Here is a 16,112-nt window from a genome sequence, read left to right as displayed (position 1 = left end):
ACATAAAAACAATACGGTGATCTGAAATGAACGTAATGAATGCGCGACTCAGCGTGATGATGTTTTTGCAGTTCTTTATCTGGGGCGGCTGGTTCGTCACCCTCGGCACTTTTCTGGCGACAACGCTGGCCGCCAGCGGTGGTCAGGTCGGCATGGCCTTCGCCACGCAATCCTGGGGCGCGATTCTGGCGCCGTTTGTCATTGGCTTGATTGCCGACCGTTTCTTCAATGCCGAACGCATTCTGGCGGTGCTGCATCTGCTCGGCGCGGTGCTGCTCTATCAGCTCTATCGCGCGGCAGACTTCAGCGCGTTTTATCCCTATGTGCTCGCCTACATGATGGTCTACATGCCGACATTGGCACTGGTGAACGCCGTGGCGTTCCGCCAGATCAAAGACCCGGCGCTGGAGTTCTCGCGCATTCGCGTGTGGGGCACGGTGGGCTGGATCGTCGCCGGCGTGGTGATCAGCTTCGTGTTCGCCTGGGACTCGCAACAAAGCATCGCGACCGGAGGCTTGCGCAATACGTTCCTGATGTCCGCCGTGGCGTCGCTGTTGTTGGGGCTTTACAGCTTCAGTCTGCCGAACACCGCGCCGCTGAAAAGCGCAGCCGGCTCATCAAGCCTCAAGCAGATGCTCGGCGTCGATGCGCTGGGTTTGCTCAAGGATCGCAGCTATCTGGCGTTCTTCCTCGCCTCGATCCTGATCTGTATTCCGCTGGCCTTCTATTACCAGAATGCCAATCCGTTTCTGGCCGAGATAGGCGTGACCAACCCGACAGCGAAGATGGCCATCGGTCAGGTGTCGGAAGTGCTGTTCATGTTGCTGTTGCCGCTGTTCATCCATCGCTTCGGCATCAAGATCGCTCTGCTGGTCGGCATGGCAGCGTGGGCATTGCGTTACGGGCTGTTTGCCTTCGGTAATAACGACGATCAGGCATTCATGCTGCTGATCGGCATTGCTCTGCACGGTGTGTGCTATGACTTCTTCTTCGTGTCCGGGCAGATCTACACCGATGCCAAGGCACCGGAACGCTTCCGGAGCTCGGCGCAAGGTTTGATCACCTTGGCTACGTACGGATTGGGCATGTTGATTGGTTTCTGGATCGCAGGACGGATTACCGACCACTTCACATCAAGCGCGGGGCATGACTGGAGAAGCATCTGGCTGTTCCCCGCCGGTTTTTCCGTGGCGGTGCTGCTGTGTTTCTGGGCGACATTCAAGAGCCGCGATCGCGACAAGGCTGTGCTGCCGAGTGCGGTTAAGAGCAGAGCTGTAATGCATGAATAGAACGAATGCCGCCTGTGGTCGAGGCGGCATTCGTTATCGATGCTCATCGTTGCGCTCAAGCGGTGCGACGTTCGAGCAGACGGTCAGCGCCACCTTCGGCGACCCGATTGCCTTGCAGATGATCGGAACCGTCAGAAGCTACTGCATCGCTGAACAGTGGGTCAGTTTCGGTTGCGGCTACTGCGTCGCTGAACAGCGGGTCGGTTTCGGTTGCGGCTACTGCATCGCTGAACAAGCGGTCTGTTTGAGTGGCAGCGACTGCGTCGCTGAACAGTGGATCGGTTTCGGTGGCGGCGAAGGCATTCAGTGCAAAAACCGAGAAAGCGATACCGAGGATAGTCTGGCGTTTCATGATGATGTGCTCCGAGTTGCAGTGGTTGGGTATGGAGCCGATCTTACGCCGCACCGTGGATATGAGAACTTCATTGACTTAATGGTTGTTATTGACGCGATCAATAGCTGGTCGAGCATGAGCTGCTATTGGATTGATCTTTATGCTGTTGCTTACGTCATTAAGCGAAACGCCCTACAAAGTCGAAAGCATAAACCGACAATCTCATTTTTGACAGCATTATCCACACAAAAAAAGACCCGTATCAGTCGAAACCGAAACGGGTCTTTCCCCACTCAGACGACCCTTATTTCAAGTCGTCAAAGTGGTCTCGCAGGAACTCGTAAAAGCGCAAGGCTTTCAACAATCTCCATACAAGGCTCAGCGTACGCAGCAAAAGCTTCATACGTTTTGGCCTCCAGGGCTGGCGGCCAAACCTCCAGCAAACTTACCGGACCATGCGTGCCTTCAGCCGACTGGTTAGGGTGGCTGGTGAGGCGGCCGGTTGAAATCCCTTCGAGACATCATTCCGGCACGGGTGCGAATCCGTGTCGAAGGGCGTAAAACCTTTCGCGCCCCCGGCCAAACCTCTCAGCCGCTCTATCAGTTGAGCGCGGGCATATTAACCTGAAAACCCCAAGACAAAAGTGCCGCGCATACCGTTATCCATCAAACAACGACCCGCCTTTGTTAAATGTTATTTCTGCCAGACAATCTTCAACAAACATAAACATATAAATTTTTCGCAGGGCTGTAGACGCGCTTGTTTCGAACGGCTGTTCAACCGTTGCAAGGCGCGGTAAAACTCCATACCATGGCAACCCTGGTTAGGGTGGCTGGTGAAGCACATGGCTTCGATCGTAAATCGATGCCCATAAAAAACCGCCCCGCGAAGGCGGTTTTTTTTCGTCTGCGTTTTCTGGTCCCCTCCCATCCAAGGCACATTGCCTGACGCGATCCCCCTGCGCATCTGCACAAATCTTCTAAACACTCTCCTCCCCCACGCGGTATTTTAGAAACGCCCCTGCTCAACCGCCCTATGGAGTCCTCCCATGGACAAACGCAACTGGATCTCTCTTTCCCAGGATGTCGATACCGGGATCGAGTCAATTCGGGCGCATTTCCGTGGGCATGCCTACGATCCGCACTGGCATGACAGTTTTCTCGTGGGCGTTACCGAACAAGGCGTGCAGCAATTCAACTGCCGCCGCGTGCGTCATCGCAGTACGCCGGGGCATGTGTTTCTGCTTGAGCCGGGAGAAATCCACGATGGCCATGCGCCGACCGAGGATGGCTTTACCTACTCGATGCTGTACCTCGATCCGCACTGGCTGGAGCGCGAACTGCACGCGCTGTTCGAAGAGGCGCCCGCCGACAGTCAGCCAGGCTTTGCCGACACACTGAGCCACGATCCGCGCCTTTCGACTGCGATCGTGCAAGCCTTCCACGTGTTACATGACGGCGATCTGCGCATCGTCCGGCAGACTGCGCTGGATGGCCTGCTGGCGTCCCTCACCCGCCACCTCGACTGGCGCAAGCGTCAGGACTTCGATCCGCGCCTGCCACTGGTTGCGCAGGTTGCGCGCGACTATCTGCATGCCCACACCTACGAAGACATCGGTCTCGAAGACCTAGCGCAAGCCTGTGGTGTCGATCGTTTTCGCCTGACCCGCGCGTTCAAGGCCGCTTTCGGTCTGGCACCCCACGCTTATCTGATCCAGTTGCGCCTGGCCAAGGCGCGACAATTGCTCGCGCGCGGCGAGACGCCAGCGCAGGTGGCCAGCGTGCTTGGTTTTGCCGATCAGAGTCACCTCGGTCGCTGGTTCCGCCGCGCCTATCAACTGACCCCGGCGGACTACCGCAAACGCTGCTCAAATCTTCCAGACTGAGGCCCGCCCGCTGACGATCATGGTGTCCTGTTTCGACTCTCAGGAATTTGCACCATGGCTTCTTTACTGCCCTTTCTGCTGTTTGCTTTCGTCGCCTCGATCACTCCGGGGCCGACCAATATTCTGGTGCTGAGCCACAGTTCGCGGCGCGGATTGATTGCCACGTTGCCGATCATTTTTGGCGCCTGTGCGGCGGCGGCGCTGATTGTGCTGGTGGTCGGGCTCGGTGCTGGCGAGACCCTGTTGCGCTTTCCGCGCGTGCAGCAAGCGATGGCCTGGGGCGGCGTGCTCTGGTTGAGCTGGCTGGCGTGGCAGATCTTTTGCAGCCCGCCGCCGTCGCTGGACCCGAATGCCGCCCAGGAACAAGGCTTGAGCGTATTCGGCGCGGCGCTGCTGCAACTGGTCAACCCGAAGGTGTGGATGATGGCTGTGGCGGTGGTCAGCGTATTCGTCGGTGGCGGCGACAAGACGCTGCGCCTGCTGGTGTTGTCGCTGGCGTTTCTGCTGGTATCGCTGCCGTGCATGACGCTCTGGGCATTGCTCGGCGTTGGCAGCGCACGGTTGCTCAGCTCACCGCAAGCGTTCAAGCGAATGAACGCGGCACTGGCCCTTCTTCTGCTGCTCTCGGCCTGGCTGGCCGTGTTGGTCTAATGCCCGGTGGCTTGCCGGTATTCGCGTGGTGTGAACCCGGTCGAGGCCTTGAACTGACGGGTGAAAGCGCTGTGATCGGTGTAGCCGCATTGCAGCGCAACCTCGGTAATCGGCAAGTCGCTGTGCAGCAATCGATGCGCGTGTTCCAGGCGGACTTTCTGAATCATCTGCCGTGGTGTCAGGTGGAAAACGCGTTTGCAATAGCGCTCCAGTTGCGCCACGGATATCCCGGCGATCCGCGTCAGTTCACCCAGCGTCACCCGCCGGTTGAAGTTGCCGCGAATGTATTCATCGACCGCCGCCAGGCGCTCGAACGCCGGGTGGGTTTCGCTGGCTGACTGCAGATCCACCGAAATCCCCACCAGGCCGATGATCGTCCCGTCACGGCTGTAGATCGGCCGCTTGTAGGTCAGGCACCAGCCCGGTTCGCGACTGCCATACAGATGCAGTTCAAGCTGATCCTCCAACACGAAACCTTGCTCCAGCACTTTGCGATCCTGCTCGGTGTAACCCGGGCCCAACTGCGCCGGGAATACCTGCGCACTGGTTTTGCCGAGCAACGGGCGCAGGTCCTTCAAGCCGCAGCGCTGCACCAGCGTACGGTTGGCCAGCACATAGCGCGCTTGCAGATCCTTGATGAAGATCGCCGCATTGGGGATGACATCGAGTATCGGCAACAACTGCGCGGCACCGGCGACCATCTCTTCGAGGGTCTGCGCACGCAAGCCTTCATTGCCTTGGCACAGGATCGAAAACGCTGATTGCATCAAAGACTTCCCCTCGAGCTGAACCACCGCAAATGTCACTCGCCAGCAGATTGCAGCAACGTCGCGGCCCTGTCGAGGCCGCGGATTCATCGGCGCCATTGTGCTGAATTCGTCATCGATCCCGGCGTAAAACATCAATCGCCGCCACTGCCGAGCGGTGCAAAGTCTGCTCGTCCACGTGACACAACTGCCTATCCAATAACTCACAAGAAGGCGATGCCATGTCAGGCCAAGGCAAGTTCAAAAAACAGCTTTCATTGATCGACCTCACCTTTATCGGACTCGGCGCGATCTTCGGCTCCGGCTGGTTGTTCGCCGCCAGCCATGTCTCGGCGATTGCCGGTCCGGCGGGGATTTTCTCCTGGTTGCTGGGCGGTTTTGCCGTGTTGCTGCTGGGCATCGTCTACTGCGAACTGGGCGCGGCATTGCCCCGTGCCGGCGGTGTGGTGCGCTACCCGGTTTATTCCCACGGCCCGCTGCTCGGCTACCTGATGGGCTTCATTACTCTGATTGCGTTTTCCAGTCTGGTGGCGATCGAAGTGGTCGCCTCGCGCCAATACGCGGCGGCGTGGTTTCCTGGCCTGACCAAGGCTGGCAGCGGCGATCCGACCATCCTCGGCTGGCTGGTGCAGTTCGGCCTGCTCTGCGTGTTCTTCCTGCTCAACTACCGCAGCGTGAAGACGTTCGCCAAGGCCAACAATCTGGTCAGCGTGTTCAAATTCATCGTGCCGCTGCTGGTGATCGGCGTGCTGTTCACCTTCTTCAAACCGGAAAATTTCCAGGTTCAAGGCTTTGCTCCGTTCGGTCTGTCGGGCGTGGAGATGGCGGTCTCTGCCGGCGGGATCATCTTTGCCTACCTGGGCCTGACGCCAATCATTTCCGTGGCCAGCGAAGTGAAGAATCCACAGCGCACCATTCCCATCGCGCTGATTCTCTCGGTGCTGCTGTCGACCCTGATTTACGTGCTGCTGCAAATGGCCTTTCTCGGCAGCATCCCGACGGAAATGCTCGCCAACGGCTGGGCCGGTATCAGCAAGGAATTCGCCCTGCCCTATCGCGACATCGCCCTGGCGCTCGGTGTCGGCTGGCTGGCCTATCTGGTGGTCGCCGATGCGGTGATCTCGCCGAGCGGCTGCGGCAACATCTACATGAACGCCACCCCGCGCGTGATCTACGGCTGGGCGCAGACCGGCACCTTCTTCAAGGTTTTCACGCACATCGATGAAAAGTCCGGCATCCCGCGTCCGGCGCTGTGGCTGACCTTCGCCCTGTCGGTGTTCTGGACCCTGCCATTCCCGTCGTGGGAAGCGCTGATCAACGTGGTCTCCGCTGCGCTGGTGTTGAGCTATGCGGTGGCGCCCGTATCGGTTGCGGCGTTGCGGCGCAATGCGCCGGACATGCCGCGCCCGTTCCGGGTCAAGAGCATGGGCCTGCTCGGGCCGGTGTCGTTCATCATCGCCGCGCTGATCGTCTACTGGTCGGGCTGGAACACCGTGTCGTGGCTGCTCGGCCTGCAAATCCTGATGTTTGTCATCTACCTGTTCTGTGGCCGCTTTGTGCCCACCGCTCATTTGAGCCTGGCGCGTCAGGTGCGTTCATCGGCGTGGCTGATCGCCTTCTACGCGGTGACCATCGTGCTGTCGAAACTCGGCAGCTTCGGTGGTCTGGGCATCCTCGCCCATCCGTTCGACACGATCGTCGTCGCCGCTTGCGCCACCGGTATTTACTACTGGGGCGCAGCGACCGGCGTGCCTGCCCATCTGCTGCGCCTGGACGACGAGGACGAAGAAAGCGAAAGCCCTGCGCCCTCGCCCACCGTCAACGCCCGCCCTGCCGGCGCCTACTGAAATCATCCAACGGGATCTCTTCATGAAACGAGTACACGTCATTGATTCCCACACCGGCGGCGAGCCGACGCGGCTGGTGATGAGCGGCTTCCCCGAGCTGTCCGGCAACAGCATGGTCGAGAAACGCGACGCCCTGCGCAGCCAGCACGATCAGTGGCGCCGCGCCTGTCTGCTCGAGCCGCGTGGCAACGATGTGCTGGTCGGCGCCCTGTATTGCCCGCCGGTGTCGCCTGATGCCACCTGCGGGGTGATCTTCTTCAACAACGCTGGCTACCTGGGCATGTGCGGCCACGGCACCATCGGCCTGATCAATTCGTTGCAGCATCTGGGGAAAATCCAGCCAGGCGTGCACAAGATCGACACCCCGGTGGGGCAAGTCAGCGCGACGCTGCACGACGATGGCTCGGTCACCCTGGGCAACGTGCCCGCTTACCGTTATCGCAAACAGGTGCCGGTGGACGTTCCCGGTTTTGGCCGCGTGGTCGGCGATATCGCCTATGGCGGCAACTGGTTTTATCTGGTCTCCGAGCATGGCCAGACGTTGACGATGGACAACGTCGAACACCTGACCGCGTACACCTGGGCCATGCTCAAGGCGCTGGAAGACCAAGGCATTTGTGGCGAAGACGGCGCGGTCATCGACCACATCGAACTGTTCGCCGATGACGATCAGGCCGACAGCCGCAACTTCGTCATGTGCCCCGGCAAAGCCTACGACCGCTCGCCGTGCGGCACTGGCACCAGCGCCAAACTTGCCTGCCTGGCCGCCGACGACAAGCTGCAAGCCGGCGCGCCGTGGATCCAGGCGAGCATTACCGGCAGCCAGTTCGAAGGGCGCTTCGAATGGGAGGGCGAGCGCATTCGCCCGTTCATCACCGGCCGCGCCTACATGACCGCCGACAGCACCTTGCTGATCGACGACAGCGACCCGTTCGCGTGGGGCATCTGAGCCGCCACGCCGTTTTTTCACCTCGAATCAAACGAAATGCCAAGGAGTTGAACCATGAGCGACAACATCTTCACCGGCTGCATGCCGGCCCTGATGACCCCGTGCACCGCCCAGCGCAAACCGGACTTCGATGCGCTGGTGGCCAAGGGGCGCGAGCTGATTGATGTCGGCATGAGCGCCGTGGTCTATTGCGGCTCGATGGGCGACTGGCCGCTGCTCACCGAAGCCGAGCGTCAGGAAGGCGTGGCGCGCCTGGTCGCTGCCGGGGTGCCGACCATCGTCGGCACCGGCGCGGTGAATACCCGGGAAGCGGTTTCCCACGCAGCGCATGCGGCGAAAGTCGGCGCGCAAGGCTTGATGGTGATCCCGCGCGTGCTGTCCCGTGGTGCCTCGGCTGCCGCGCAAAAAGCGCACTTCGCCGCCATCCTGCAAGCCGCGCCGAACTTGCCGGCGGTGATTTACAACAGCCCTTACTACGGCTTCGCCACCCGCGCCGATCTGTTTTTCGAACTGCGCCGCGAGCACCCGAACCTGATCGGCTTCAAGGAATTCGGCGGCGGCGCGGACCTGCGCTACGCGGCCGAGAACATCACCTCCAAGGATAACGACGTGACGCTGATGGTCGGCGTCGACACGCAAGTGGTGCACGGCTTCGTCAACTGCAACGCCACCGGCGCCATTACCGGCATCGGCAACGCCCTGCCCCGCGAAGTGCTGCAACTGGTGGCGCTGAGCAAGCAGGCCGCGCAAGGCGATGCCAAGGCCCGGCGTCAGGCGCGGGAGCTGGAGTCGGCGCTGGCGGTGCTGTCCTCGTTCGACGAAGGTTGCGATCTGGTGCTGTATTACAAGCATCTGATGGTGCTCAACGGCGACAACGAATACACCCTGCACTTCAATGAAACTGATGTGCTGAGCGACTCGCAACGGCGCTATGCCGAGAAGCAGTATTCGCTCTTCCGTCACTGGTACGAAAACTGGTCCGCCGAGCAGAACTTCGCCTGACCACCACCTGCCGCGAGTCATCACGATTCGCGGCAGGCCTCGCTCATTTCACAGGAAGACACCATGACTCTGACGGGCAACATGCTGATCGGGCAACACTCCGTGGCGGGCCATCGTCCGGCCTTTCGCGGGATCGATCCGGCGACCAACCAGGCACTTGAACCGCAGTACGCCGGGGCGTCAGCCGAACAGGTGGAACAGGCCTGCGCCTTGGCTTGGGCGGCGCAAGACGCGTACCGCGAAACCAGCCTGAGCACCCGTGCGGCATTTCTCGAAAGCATTGCCGAACACATCGAAAACCTTGGCGACGAACTGATCGAACGCGCCCACGCCGAAACCGGTCTGCCGCCTGCGCGCCTTCAGGGCGAACGTGGCCGCACCTGCTCGCAATTGCGCCTGTTCGCCCGTACCGTGCGCGCGGGTGAATGGCTGGACGTGCGCGTCGACAGTGCGCAACCACAACGCCAACCGCTGCCGCGCTCCGACCTGCGCCAGCGGCAGATTGCCCTGGGGCCGGTCGCGGTGTTTGGTGCGAGCAACTTTCCGCTGGCATTTTCCGTGGCCGGTGGCGACACCGCCGCAGCACTGGCGGCCGGTTGCCCGGTGATCGTCAAGGCGCACAGCGCCCATCCGGGCACCAGCGAACTGGTCGGCCGCGCAGTCGCGCAAGCGGTCAAAGCCTGCGCTCTGCCCGAGGGCGTGTTTTCCTTGTTGTTCGATTCTGGCTACGAAGTCGGCATCGCATTGGTCAGCGACTGGCGCATCAAAGCTGCTGGTTTCACCGGCTCGCGCACTGGCGGTCTGGCCTTGATGAAAGCTGCGCAAGCGCGGCCCGAGCCGATCCCGGTGTATGCGGAAATGAGCTCGATCAACCCGGTTTTGCTATTTCTCGCCGCGCTGGAAAATCGCGCGCAGGCGCTGGCCGAAGGGTTTGTCGCGTCGCTGACACTGGGCGCCGGGCAGTTCTGCACCAACCCGGGACTGCTGATTGCCCGCAAAGGCCCGGCGCTCGACGGGTTCCTCAGCGCAGTGGCTGAACTGATCCCGCGCAGTGCGGCGCAAACCATGCTCACGCCCGGCATCTTCGGCGCCTATCAAGCAGGCGTGACGGCTCTACAAGACAATCCCCGTGCACGCGCGATAGCGGTTGGCCAAGCGGGCAGCGGTCCGAATCAGTGTCAGGCGCATGTCTTCAGCACCGATGCAGCGGATTTCCTCGACGATCACCGTTTGCAGGCTGAGGTGTTCGGCGCGACATCGCTGATCGTGCAATGCAGCAGTGACGAGGAAATCCGCCAGGTCTGCGCACATCTGGAAGGTCAACTGACCGCGACCCTGCACATCGACGACACCGACCTTGCGCTGGCGCGCGCGTTGCTGCCAACGCTCGAGCGCAAGGCCGGGCGCTTGCTGGTCAATGGCTGGCCGACCGGCGTGGAAGTCTGCGATGCGATGGTGCATGGCGGGCCTTACCCGGCGACCTCGGATGCGCGCAGCACCTCGGTGGGCACTGCGGCGATCCTGCGTTTCCTGCGGCCGGTGTGCTATCAGGATTTCCCCGACAGCTTGCTGCCGACGGCGCTGCAACAGGCCAATCCGCTCAACCTTCGGCGCTTGCTTGATGGCCAACGGGAAGCGACACGCCATGGCGAATAATCCTTCGCACGACATCGCCGTGGTCGGCGCCGGAATCATTGGCGTTGCTTGCGCACTGCGCCTGGCCCGCCAGGGTTTGCGGGTGGTGGTCATCGATCAGCAGGAACCGGGGCATGGCGCTTCGTTCGGCAACGCCGGACATCTGGCCACCGAGCAGGTATTTCCGATTGCAGACGTGTCGATCCTCAAGCGCTTGCCAGCCATGCTCATGGACCCGATGGGGCCGCTGCGTCTGGACTGGAAATACCTGCCGCGCGCCCTGCCGTGGTTCACCCGCTTGCTGCTGAATCTGCGGCCCGAGCCTTTTCAAAAAACCGTCGCCGGCTTGCGCGCGCTGAATGAGAGCAGCCTCGACGCGTGGCAGCGCTTGCTCAGCGAAATCCAGCGTCCGGATCTGCTCAAGGTTGACGGCTCGTTACTGGTCTTCGAAAAACCTGAATCCCGACAGGCCATCGAGGCTTTGCATGCGCGCCTGAATCAGCAGCAGGTGCCAGTGGACTATTGGCAGGCCGGGGCAATTCGCGAGACGGCGCCGCAGCTCAGCGAACAGATACAGGGCGGACTGTTTTTCCCGCGCACCGGGCATTTCCTCGACCCGTACCGCGTAGTGTGTGCACTGGTCGAGGCGGCTCGCAGCAGCGGCGTGAGTTTTCTAAAGCAGCAGGTCCAAGGCGGCTACGTGCAGGAAAACGGGGTCTTGTTGGTCACCGGCAACGGCGGAGTAACGGCCAGCCGAGTGTTACTGGCCTGCGGTGCGCATTCGGCGAAACTCACCGCCGCGCTGACCGGCAAGCATGTCCCGTTGGACACCGAACGTGGCTATCACCTGATGCTGCCCCACGAGCATGATCGCCTGCCCTTCCCCGTCACCTCGCTGGAACGCAAATTCATCATGACGCCGATGCGCGAGGGCCTGCGCCTGGCCGGCACCGTCGAGTTCGCCGGGCTGGAGCGACCAGCGAACATGGCGCGCGCCTGGCAGTTGCAGCGCTTGAGCCAAGGCCTTTTTCGCAAGGATCTGAACGCTGATGGCGCGACACCGTGGATGGGCTTTCGCCCGTCGCTGCCGGATTCGCTGCCGGTGATCGATCAGGTTTGCGCCGGCAAGGTCTTGCTTGCCTTCGGTCATCAGCATCTGGGCCTGACTCAAGCGGCGCTGACGGCGGAATTGATCGGGCAGATGGTCTCAGGCGCGGCTCTCGCGCTGCCGAGTGTCGACGCCTACCGACTGGCACGTTTCTAAGCGTGCTTCAGCGCGTCGCCGTGATGCATGGCCAGGTGGCCAGTCTTGTCGCTCTTGACCTCGTACTGCGGCGCGTCTTTCGATGCCGGGCGGTGGCGGCCCATGAACTCGGTATCGCGAGTGTGCACCTTGACCACTTTGCCGTGGATCTCGCCGGCCTCGGAATTCCAGCGCACCGCATCGCCGACTTTGAATGAACTGCTCATCACTGCGTCCTCGCTCTGGCTTGTTGGTTTATGGAGCCGCGCGCGTTGCAGAAATTCCGCATTTTTGCGAGGCGACCGAAGGCAGGCAAAAAAATCGAACGGCGAAAATCGCCCGCACCTCCAACTTGCACAAGCCATAGAAAACGGCCATTGCGAGGTGTCAGATGAACAACGATCAAGGCAAGCAAGGTGACGATCCGCTTCCAACCACCCCCGACCCGCTGAGTCCGGGGCGAACCGAGGTCGATCCGATGAAGGAGCGCGGCATCGACGAACTGCCCGACAACGAAGGCGAAATCCCGCTGGATGATGACGATACCGGCCTGGATCCGGAGCGCGTACGTCAGGAAACCGATAACGCCGAGATGGACGACCAGCCCAATCCGCGTTGAGCCTGAAACGGCAGCCATACGGCTGCCTTTCGGTTGCGCAATCAACAGCAGAATCAGGCAAGCATTTCACAGAAATGCACTACTTCGCGCTCGGACCCAGGCGCAACAATGGGCGTCCGACAACCCCATGGAGGATGCTCACATGCTCGTACAAGCCTACGGCGCCCACGCTGGCGACAAACCTCTTGAGCCGATGCAGATCAACCGACGTGCCCCGGCGGCGCACGACGTACAGATCGATATCGCCTTCTGCGGCATCTGCCATTCCGACCTGCATCAGGTGCGCGCCGAATGGGCTGGCACGCAATTCCCTTGCGTGCCCGGCCATGAAATCGTCGGCCGCGTCTCGGCGGTTGGCGATCACGTCAAAGCCTACAAGGTTGGCGATCTGGTCGGTGTCGGTTGCATCGTCGACAGCTGCCAGCACTGCGATGACTGCGAATCCGGTCTGGAAAATTACTGCGACGGCATGATCGGCACCTACAATTTCCCGACCCCGGACGCACCGGGCTGGACCCTCGGCGGCTATTCGCAAAACATCGTCGTGCACGAGCGCTATGTGTTGCGCATCCGTCATCCCGAGGCGCAATTGGCCGCCGTCGCGCCGCTACTCTGCGCCGGCATTACCACCTACTCGCCGCTGCGTCAGTGGCACGCTGGCCCCGGCAAGAAAGTCGGCGTGGTCGGCATCGGTGGCTTGGGTCACATGGGCATCAAACTGGCCCACGCCATGGGCGCCCACGTGGTCGCGTTCACCACCTCCGAATCCAAGCGCGAAGCGGCCAAGGCGCTGGGTGCGGACGAAGTGGTGGTGTCGCGCAATGCCGAAGAAATGGCGGCACACACCAAGAGTTTCGACTTCATCCTCAATACCGTCGCAGCGCCGCACGATCTCGACGCCTTCCTCGTCCTGCTCAAGCGCGATGGCGCGTTGACTCTGGTCGGTGCGCCTGCCTCGCCGCATCCGTCGCCGAACGTGTTCAACCTGATCACCAAGCGCCGCACCATTGCCGGTTCGATGATCGGCGGCATTCCCGAGACTCAGGAAATGCTGGATTTCTGCGCCGAGCACGGCATCGTTTCCGACATCGAGTTGATCCGCGCCGACCAGATCAACGAGTCCTATGAGCGCATGCTCAAGGGCGACGTGAAATACCGCTTCGTCATCGACAACGCAACGCTCGCCGGCTAAGCGCAAGCGCCCATCGGCAGCGCAAGGCTGCCGATGGATCGAGGAATTGCACCTGCACAATTGACAGCGCCCGCGTTGCTCGCCAGAGTCGCACCCCTTTTTCCACCGCTGGGTGAACAGGGGTCGCCGTTGAACCAACAGACATTGTCCATGCGCCTTGAACGCGTCGCGGCTCACGTGCCGGTCGGCGCACGACTGGCCGATATCGGTTCCGATCACGCCTATTTGCCGGTTGCCCTGATGCGCCGAGGCCTGATTACAGCGGCGGTGGCTGGCGAGGTCGCGCGCACGCCGTTCCACGCAGCGCAACGCACCGTCAATGACAACGACCTGCACGGCCAGATCAGCGTGCGTCTGGCCGATGGCCTGGCGGCGGTCAGGCCTGACGACGGCATCAGCGCCATCACCCTGTGCGGGATGGGCGGCGAAACCATTCGCGATATTTTCGAATCCGGCAAAGCCCATCTCAGTGGCCACGAAAGACTGATCCTGCAACCCAACGGCGGCGAGCAAGCGCTGCGCCAGTGGTTGATGGATAACGGCTACCGCATCGTTTGCGAAGAAGTGCTGCACGAGAATCGCTTCGACTATGAAATCATCGTTGCCGAGCGCGGCTCTGATCCGGTGACTTACGATGCCAGGGAACTGTTTTTCGGACCGCTGCATCTGCAGGCGCGCTGCCCGGCATTTCTGCACAAATGGCAACGCAGGCTGAAGCAGCGGCAGAAGACGTTGGGGCAGTTTACGAGAGCGCAACAGACGTTGCCGGAGGACAAAATTCTTGCGCTGAAGCAAGAGATGCAGTGGATCAGCGAATTGCTCGGGTGACTGTGCGGCCGTCTACGCGAGCAGGCTCGCTCCCACAGGAAATTGCATTTCTCTTGAGGAAACACGGTCAACTGTGGGAGCGAGCCTGCTCGCGAAAGCGGTGTGGCAAGCTACACAGCAACCAAATTGGTCGCAGCCGTCGGAAAAACAAAAAGCCTGCTGTTAAAAGCAGGCTTTTTCGTGGGTCGTGAACTTACTTCTGCTGCGTCAGCGCCGAGTAGCTGTTCATCAGGTTGCGGTAGTTGGGGATGCGCTGCGACAGCAGATTGCCCAGGCCTTCGATGTCGTTGCGCCAGTCGCGGTGCAGCTCACAGGCCACCGAAAACCAGTTCATCATCTGCGCGCCGGCCTGAGTCATGCGGTTCCATGCGGCTTGCTGCACGGTGGTGTTGAAGGTGCCGGACGCATCGGTGACCACGAACACATCAAAGCCTTCCGCCAGTGCGGACAGGGTCGGGAACGCTACACAGACATCCGTTACCACACCGGCAATGATGATCTGCTTGCGCCCGGTGGCTTTGATCGCCTTGACGAAGTCCTCGTTGTCCCAGGCATTGATCTGGCCTGGACGAGCGATGTATGGCGCATCCGGGAACATTTCTTTCAGCTCCGGTACCAGCGGGCCGTTCGGGCCTTGCTCGAAGCTGGTGGTGAGGATTGTCGGCAGGTCGAAGAACTTGGCCAGATCCGCCAGCGCCAGCACGTTGTTCTTGAACTCGTTCGGCGAGAAGTCCTGCACCAGCGAAATCAGACCGGTCTGGTGATCCACCAGCAGCACGATAGCGTCGTCTTTGTTCAGGCGGTTGTAGGTTGGAGTGGTCATGGTGTGCGTCCCTTTTCAAGTTTGGAATTTGTTGTTGCGTTCAAGTTGGGTACAGATTACTGACGCACAGCAAAGGGATAAATCGGCTGAAAAGGGTTTCACCGTCCACTCAAACGGGACAATCATTCGAGGCCCACTCTGATTAGATACACCACAGTACAAATGATGTACCTCAGCCCCCATTTATCAACTCGGCGCAACTTCCTAAAGTCTCCTCCAACAGCCACCCGCCATCCTGACGGGCCAGCGACAGAGGAAATCATCATGAGCACATCGAAAAAAGTAGTTGTCATCACCGGCGCCTCGCAAGGCATTGGTGCAGGTCTGGTCGAAGGCTTTCGCGCCCTTGGCCATCAAGTGGTCGCCACCTCGCGCTCGATCAAAGAGTCGAGTGACCCGGATGTCCTGACCGTCGCCGGCGACATTGCCGATCCGCAAACCGCCGAGCGCGTGATTCGCGCCGCTGTTGCCCGCTTCGGTCGCGTCGATACGCTGGTCAACAATGCCGGGATCTTTCTGGCCAAGCCGTTCACCGCTTACAGCCAGGCGGACTATGCCCAGGTCGTGGCGACCAACATGAGCGGCTTCTTCTACATCTCGCAACTGGCCATCGCCGAGATGGAAAAACACGGCAGCGGCCACGTCGTCAGCGTGACCACCAGCCTGGTCGATCATGCAATCGACGGCGTGCCTTCGGTATTGGCGTCGCTGACCAAGGGTGGCATCAACGCCGCGACCAAATCCCTGGCCATCGAGTACGCCAAGCGTGGCATTCGGGTCAACGCCGTGTCGCCGGGCATCATCAAAACGCCGATGCACGCCGAGGAAACCCATCAGGCGCTGGGCAGCCTGCACCCGGTCGGCCACATGGGCGAAATCGACGACATCGTGCAAGCGATCCTCTACCTCGACGGGGCAAATTTCGTCACTGGCGAGATCCTGCATGTCGACGGTGGCCAGAGCGCCGGCCATTGATCGAAACCCTGCAACGCCGCCGGTGGATACCGGCGGCGTCGTTGGTTGTGGTACACAGAGGATGAACGTCCG

16 protein-coding genes are annotated in these 16,112 nt (G+C 60.9%); 12 read left to right on the top strand and 4 right to left on the bottom strand.

The window, feature by feature from the left end; translation table 11 throughout:
• Nucleotides 1–26 precede the first annotated feature (26 nt).
• Nucleotides 27–1,289 carry a nucleoside permease gene (locus PS14A_RS09930; protein WP_212616042.1) on the top strand — a complete coding sequence of 421 codons (1,263 nt, stop codon included), beginning with the start codon at nt 27–29 and terminating at the stop codon, nt 1,287–1,289.
• Nucleotides 1,290–1,344: 55 nt separating this feature from the next.
• Here PS14A_RS09930 and PS14A_RS09925 read toward each other — a convergent pair whose 3' ends face one another.
• Nucleotides 1,345–1,641 (bottom strand): hypothetical protein, encoded by a 297-nt coding sequence (locus tag PS14A_RS09925; protein WP_042609596.1) that lies wholly within the window; start codon nt 1,639–1,641, stop codon nt 1,345–1,347.
• 1,031 nt (nt 1,642–2,672) lie between these two features.
• Between PS14A_RS09925 and PS14A_RS09920 the strand changes: the two genes are divergently transcribed.
• Nucleotides 2,673–3,509 carry an AraC family transcriptional regulator gene (locus PS14A_RS09920; RefSeq protein WP_212616041.1) on the top strand — a complete coding sequence of 279 codons (837 nt, stop codon included), beginning with the start codon at nt 2,673–2,675 and terminating at the stop codon, nt 3,507–3,509.
• A 54-nt stretch (nt 3,510–3,563) separates the two neighbouring features.
• Nucleotides 3,564–4,160: a LysE family translocator gene (locus PS14A_RS09915; RefSeq protein WP_212616040.1), complete on the top strand. Its 597-nt coding sequence runs from the start codon at nt 3,564–3,566 to the stop codon at nt 4,158–4,160.
• Here PS14A_RS09915 and PS14A_RS09910 read toward each other — a convergent pair.
• On the bottom strand, nt 4,157–4,927 hold the full coding sequence (locus tag PS14A_RS09910; RefSeq protein ID WP_212616039.1) for an AraC family transcriptional regulator: 771 nt from the start codon (nt 4,925–4,927) through the stop codon (nt 4,157–4,159). The two genes, PS14A_RS09915 and PS14A_RS09910, sit on opposite strands and share 4 nt — an antisense overlap.
• A gap of 221 nt (nt 4,928–5,148) precedes the next feature.
• Between PS14A_RS09910 and PS14A_RS09905 the strand changes: the two genes are divergently transcribed.
• The 5 genes from PS14A_RS09905 (at nt 5,149) to PS14A_RS09885 (ending at nt 11,624) form a co-directional block, all read left to right on the top strand.
• Complete coding sequence (locus PS14A_RS09905) at nt 5,149–6,774, top strand: APC family permease (RefSeq protein WP_212616038.1); 1,626 nt, start codon at nt 5,149–5,151, stop codon at nt 6,772–6,774.
• Nucleotides 6,775–6,796: 22 nt separating this feature from the next.
• Nucleotides 6,797–7,723 carry a 4-hydroxyproline epimerase gene (locus PS14A_RS09900; RefSeq protein ID WP_130912825.1) on the top strand — a complete coding sequence of 309 codons (927 nt, stop codon included), beginning with the start codon at nt 6,797–6,799 and terminating at the stop codon, nt 7,721–7,723.
• A gap of 54 nt (nt 7,724–7,777) precedes the next feature.
• Nucleotides 7,778–8,725, top strand: a complete 948-nt coding sequence (locus PS14A_RS09895; RefSeq protein WP_212616037.1) for a dihydrodipicolinate synthase family protein — start codon at nt 7,778–7,780, stop codon at nt 8,723–8,725.
• A 63-nt stretch (nt 8,726–8,788) separates the two neighbouring features.
• On the top strand, nt 8,789–10,381 hold the full coding sequence (locus PS14A_RS09890; RefSeq protein ID WP_212616036.1) for an aldehyde dehydrogenase (NADP(+)): 1,593 nt from the start codon (nt 8,789–8,791) through the stop codon (nt 10,379–10,381).
• Nucleotides 10,371–11,624 (top strand): FAD-dependent oxidoreductase, encoded by a 1,254-nt coding sequence (locus PS14A_RS09885; RefSeq protein WP_212616035.1) that lies wholly within the window; start codon nt 10,371–10,373, stop codon nt 11,622–11,624. Before PS14A_RS09890 ends, PS14A_RS09885 begins: the two co-directional genes overlap by 11 nt.
• On the opposite strand, the gene PS14A_RS09880 is transcribed toward PS14A_RS09885, so the two are convergent.
• The gene (locus PS14A_RS09880) at nt 11,621–11,830 is read right to left on the bottom strand and encodes a DUF2945 domain-containing protein (protein WP_051600414.1); all 210 of its coding nucleotides are present in this window, start codon (nt 11,828–11,830) and stop codon (nt 11,621–11,623) included. The two genes, PS14A_RS09885 and PS14A_RS09880, sit on opposite strands and share 4 nt — an antisense overlap.
• A 164-nt stretch (nt 11,831–11,994) precedes the next feature.
• On the opposite strand from PS14A_RS09880, the gene PS14A_RS09875 reads away from it, so the two are divergent.
• From PS14A_RS09875 to PS14A_RS09865, 3 genes are all read left to right on the top strand, one after another.
• Nucleotides 11,995–12,222, top strand: a complete 228-nt coding sequence (locus PS14A_RS09875) for a hypothetical protein (protein ID WP_110645810.1) — start codon at nt 11,995–11,997, stop codon at nt 12,220–12,222.
• Nucleotides 12,223–12,364: 142 nt separating this feature from the next.
• Nucleotides 12,365–13,414 (top strand): NAD(P)-dependent alcohol dehydrogenase, encoded by a 1,050-nt coding sequence (locus PS14A_RS09870; protein WP_212616034.1) that lies wholly within the window; start codon nt 12,365–12,367, stop codon nt 13,412–13,414.
• A gap of 129 nt (nt 13,415–13,543) precedes the next feature.
• Entirely contained in the window at nt 13,544–14,242 is a 699-nt protein-coding gene (locus PS14A_RS09865) for a tRNA (adenine(22)-N(1))-methyltransferase TrmK (RefSeq protein ID WP_282961464.1), read from the top strand.
• Between the two features lie 193 nt (nt 14,243–14,435).
• Here the strand turns inward: PS14A_RS09865 and ycaC are convergent, their stop codons facing one another.
• Complete coding sequence (ycaC, locus tag PS14A_RS09860; protein WP_212616032.1) at nt 14,436–15,065, bottom strand: isochorismate family cysteine hydrolase YcaC; 630 nt, start codon at nt 15,063–15,065, stop codon at nt 14,436–14,438.
• 264 nt (nt 15,066–15,329) lie between these two features.
• Here ycaC and PS14A_RS09855 point away from each other — a divergent pair, with 264 nt between their 5' ends.
• Entirely contained in the window at nt 15,330–16,040 is a 711-nt protein-coding gene (locus PS14A_RS09855; protein ID WP_016774234.1) for an SDR family NAD(P)-dependent oxidoreductase, read from the top strand.
• Nucleotides 16,041–16,112 lie beyond the last annotated feature (72 nt).

Origin of the sequence: Pseudomonas sp. 14A (assembly GCF_018132745.1) — a bacterium.
Classification (GTDB): domain Bacteria; phylum Pseudomonadota; class Gammaproteobacteria; order Pseudomonadales; family Pseudomonadaceae; genus Aquipseudomonas; species Aquipseudomonas mercuritolerans.
Note: the sequence above shows the minus strand (reverse complement) of the source record. Positions and strands in the feature narration are given on the sequence as shown.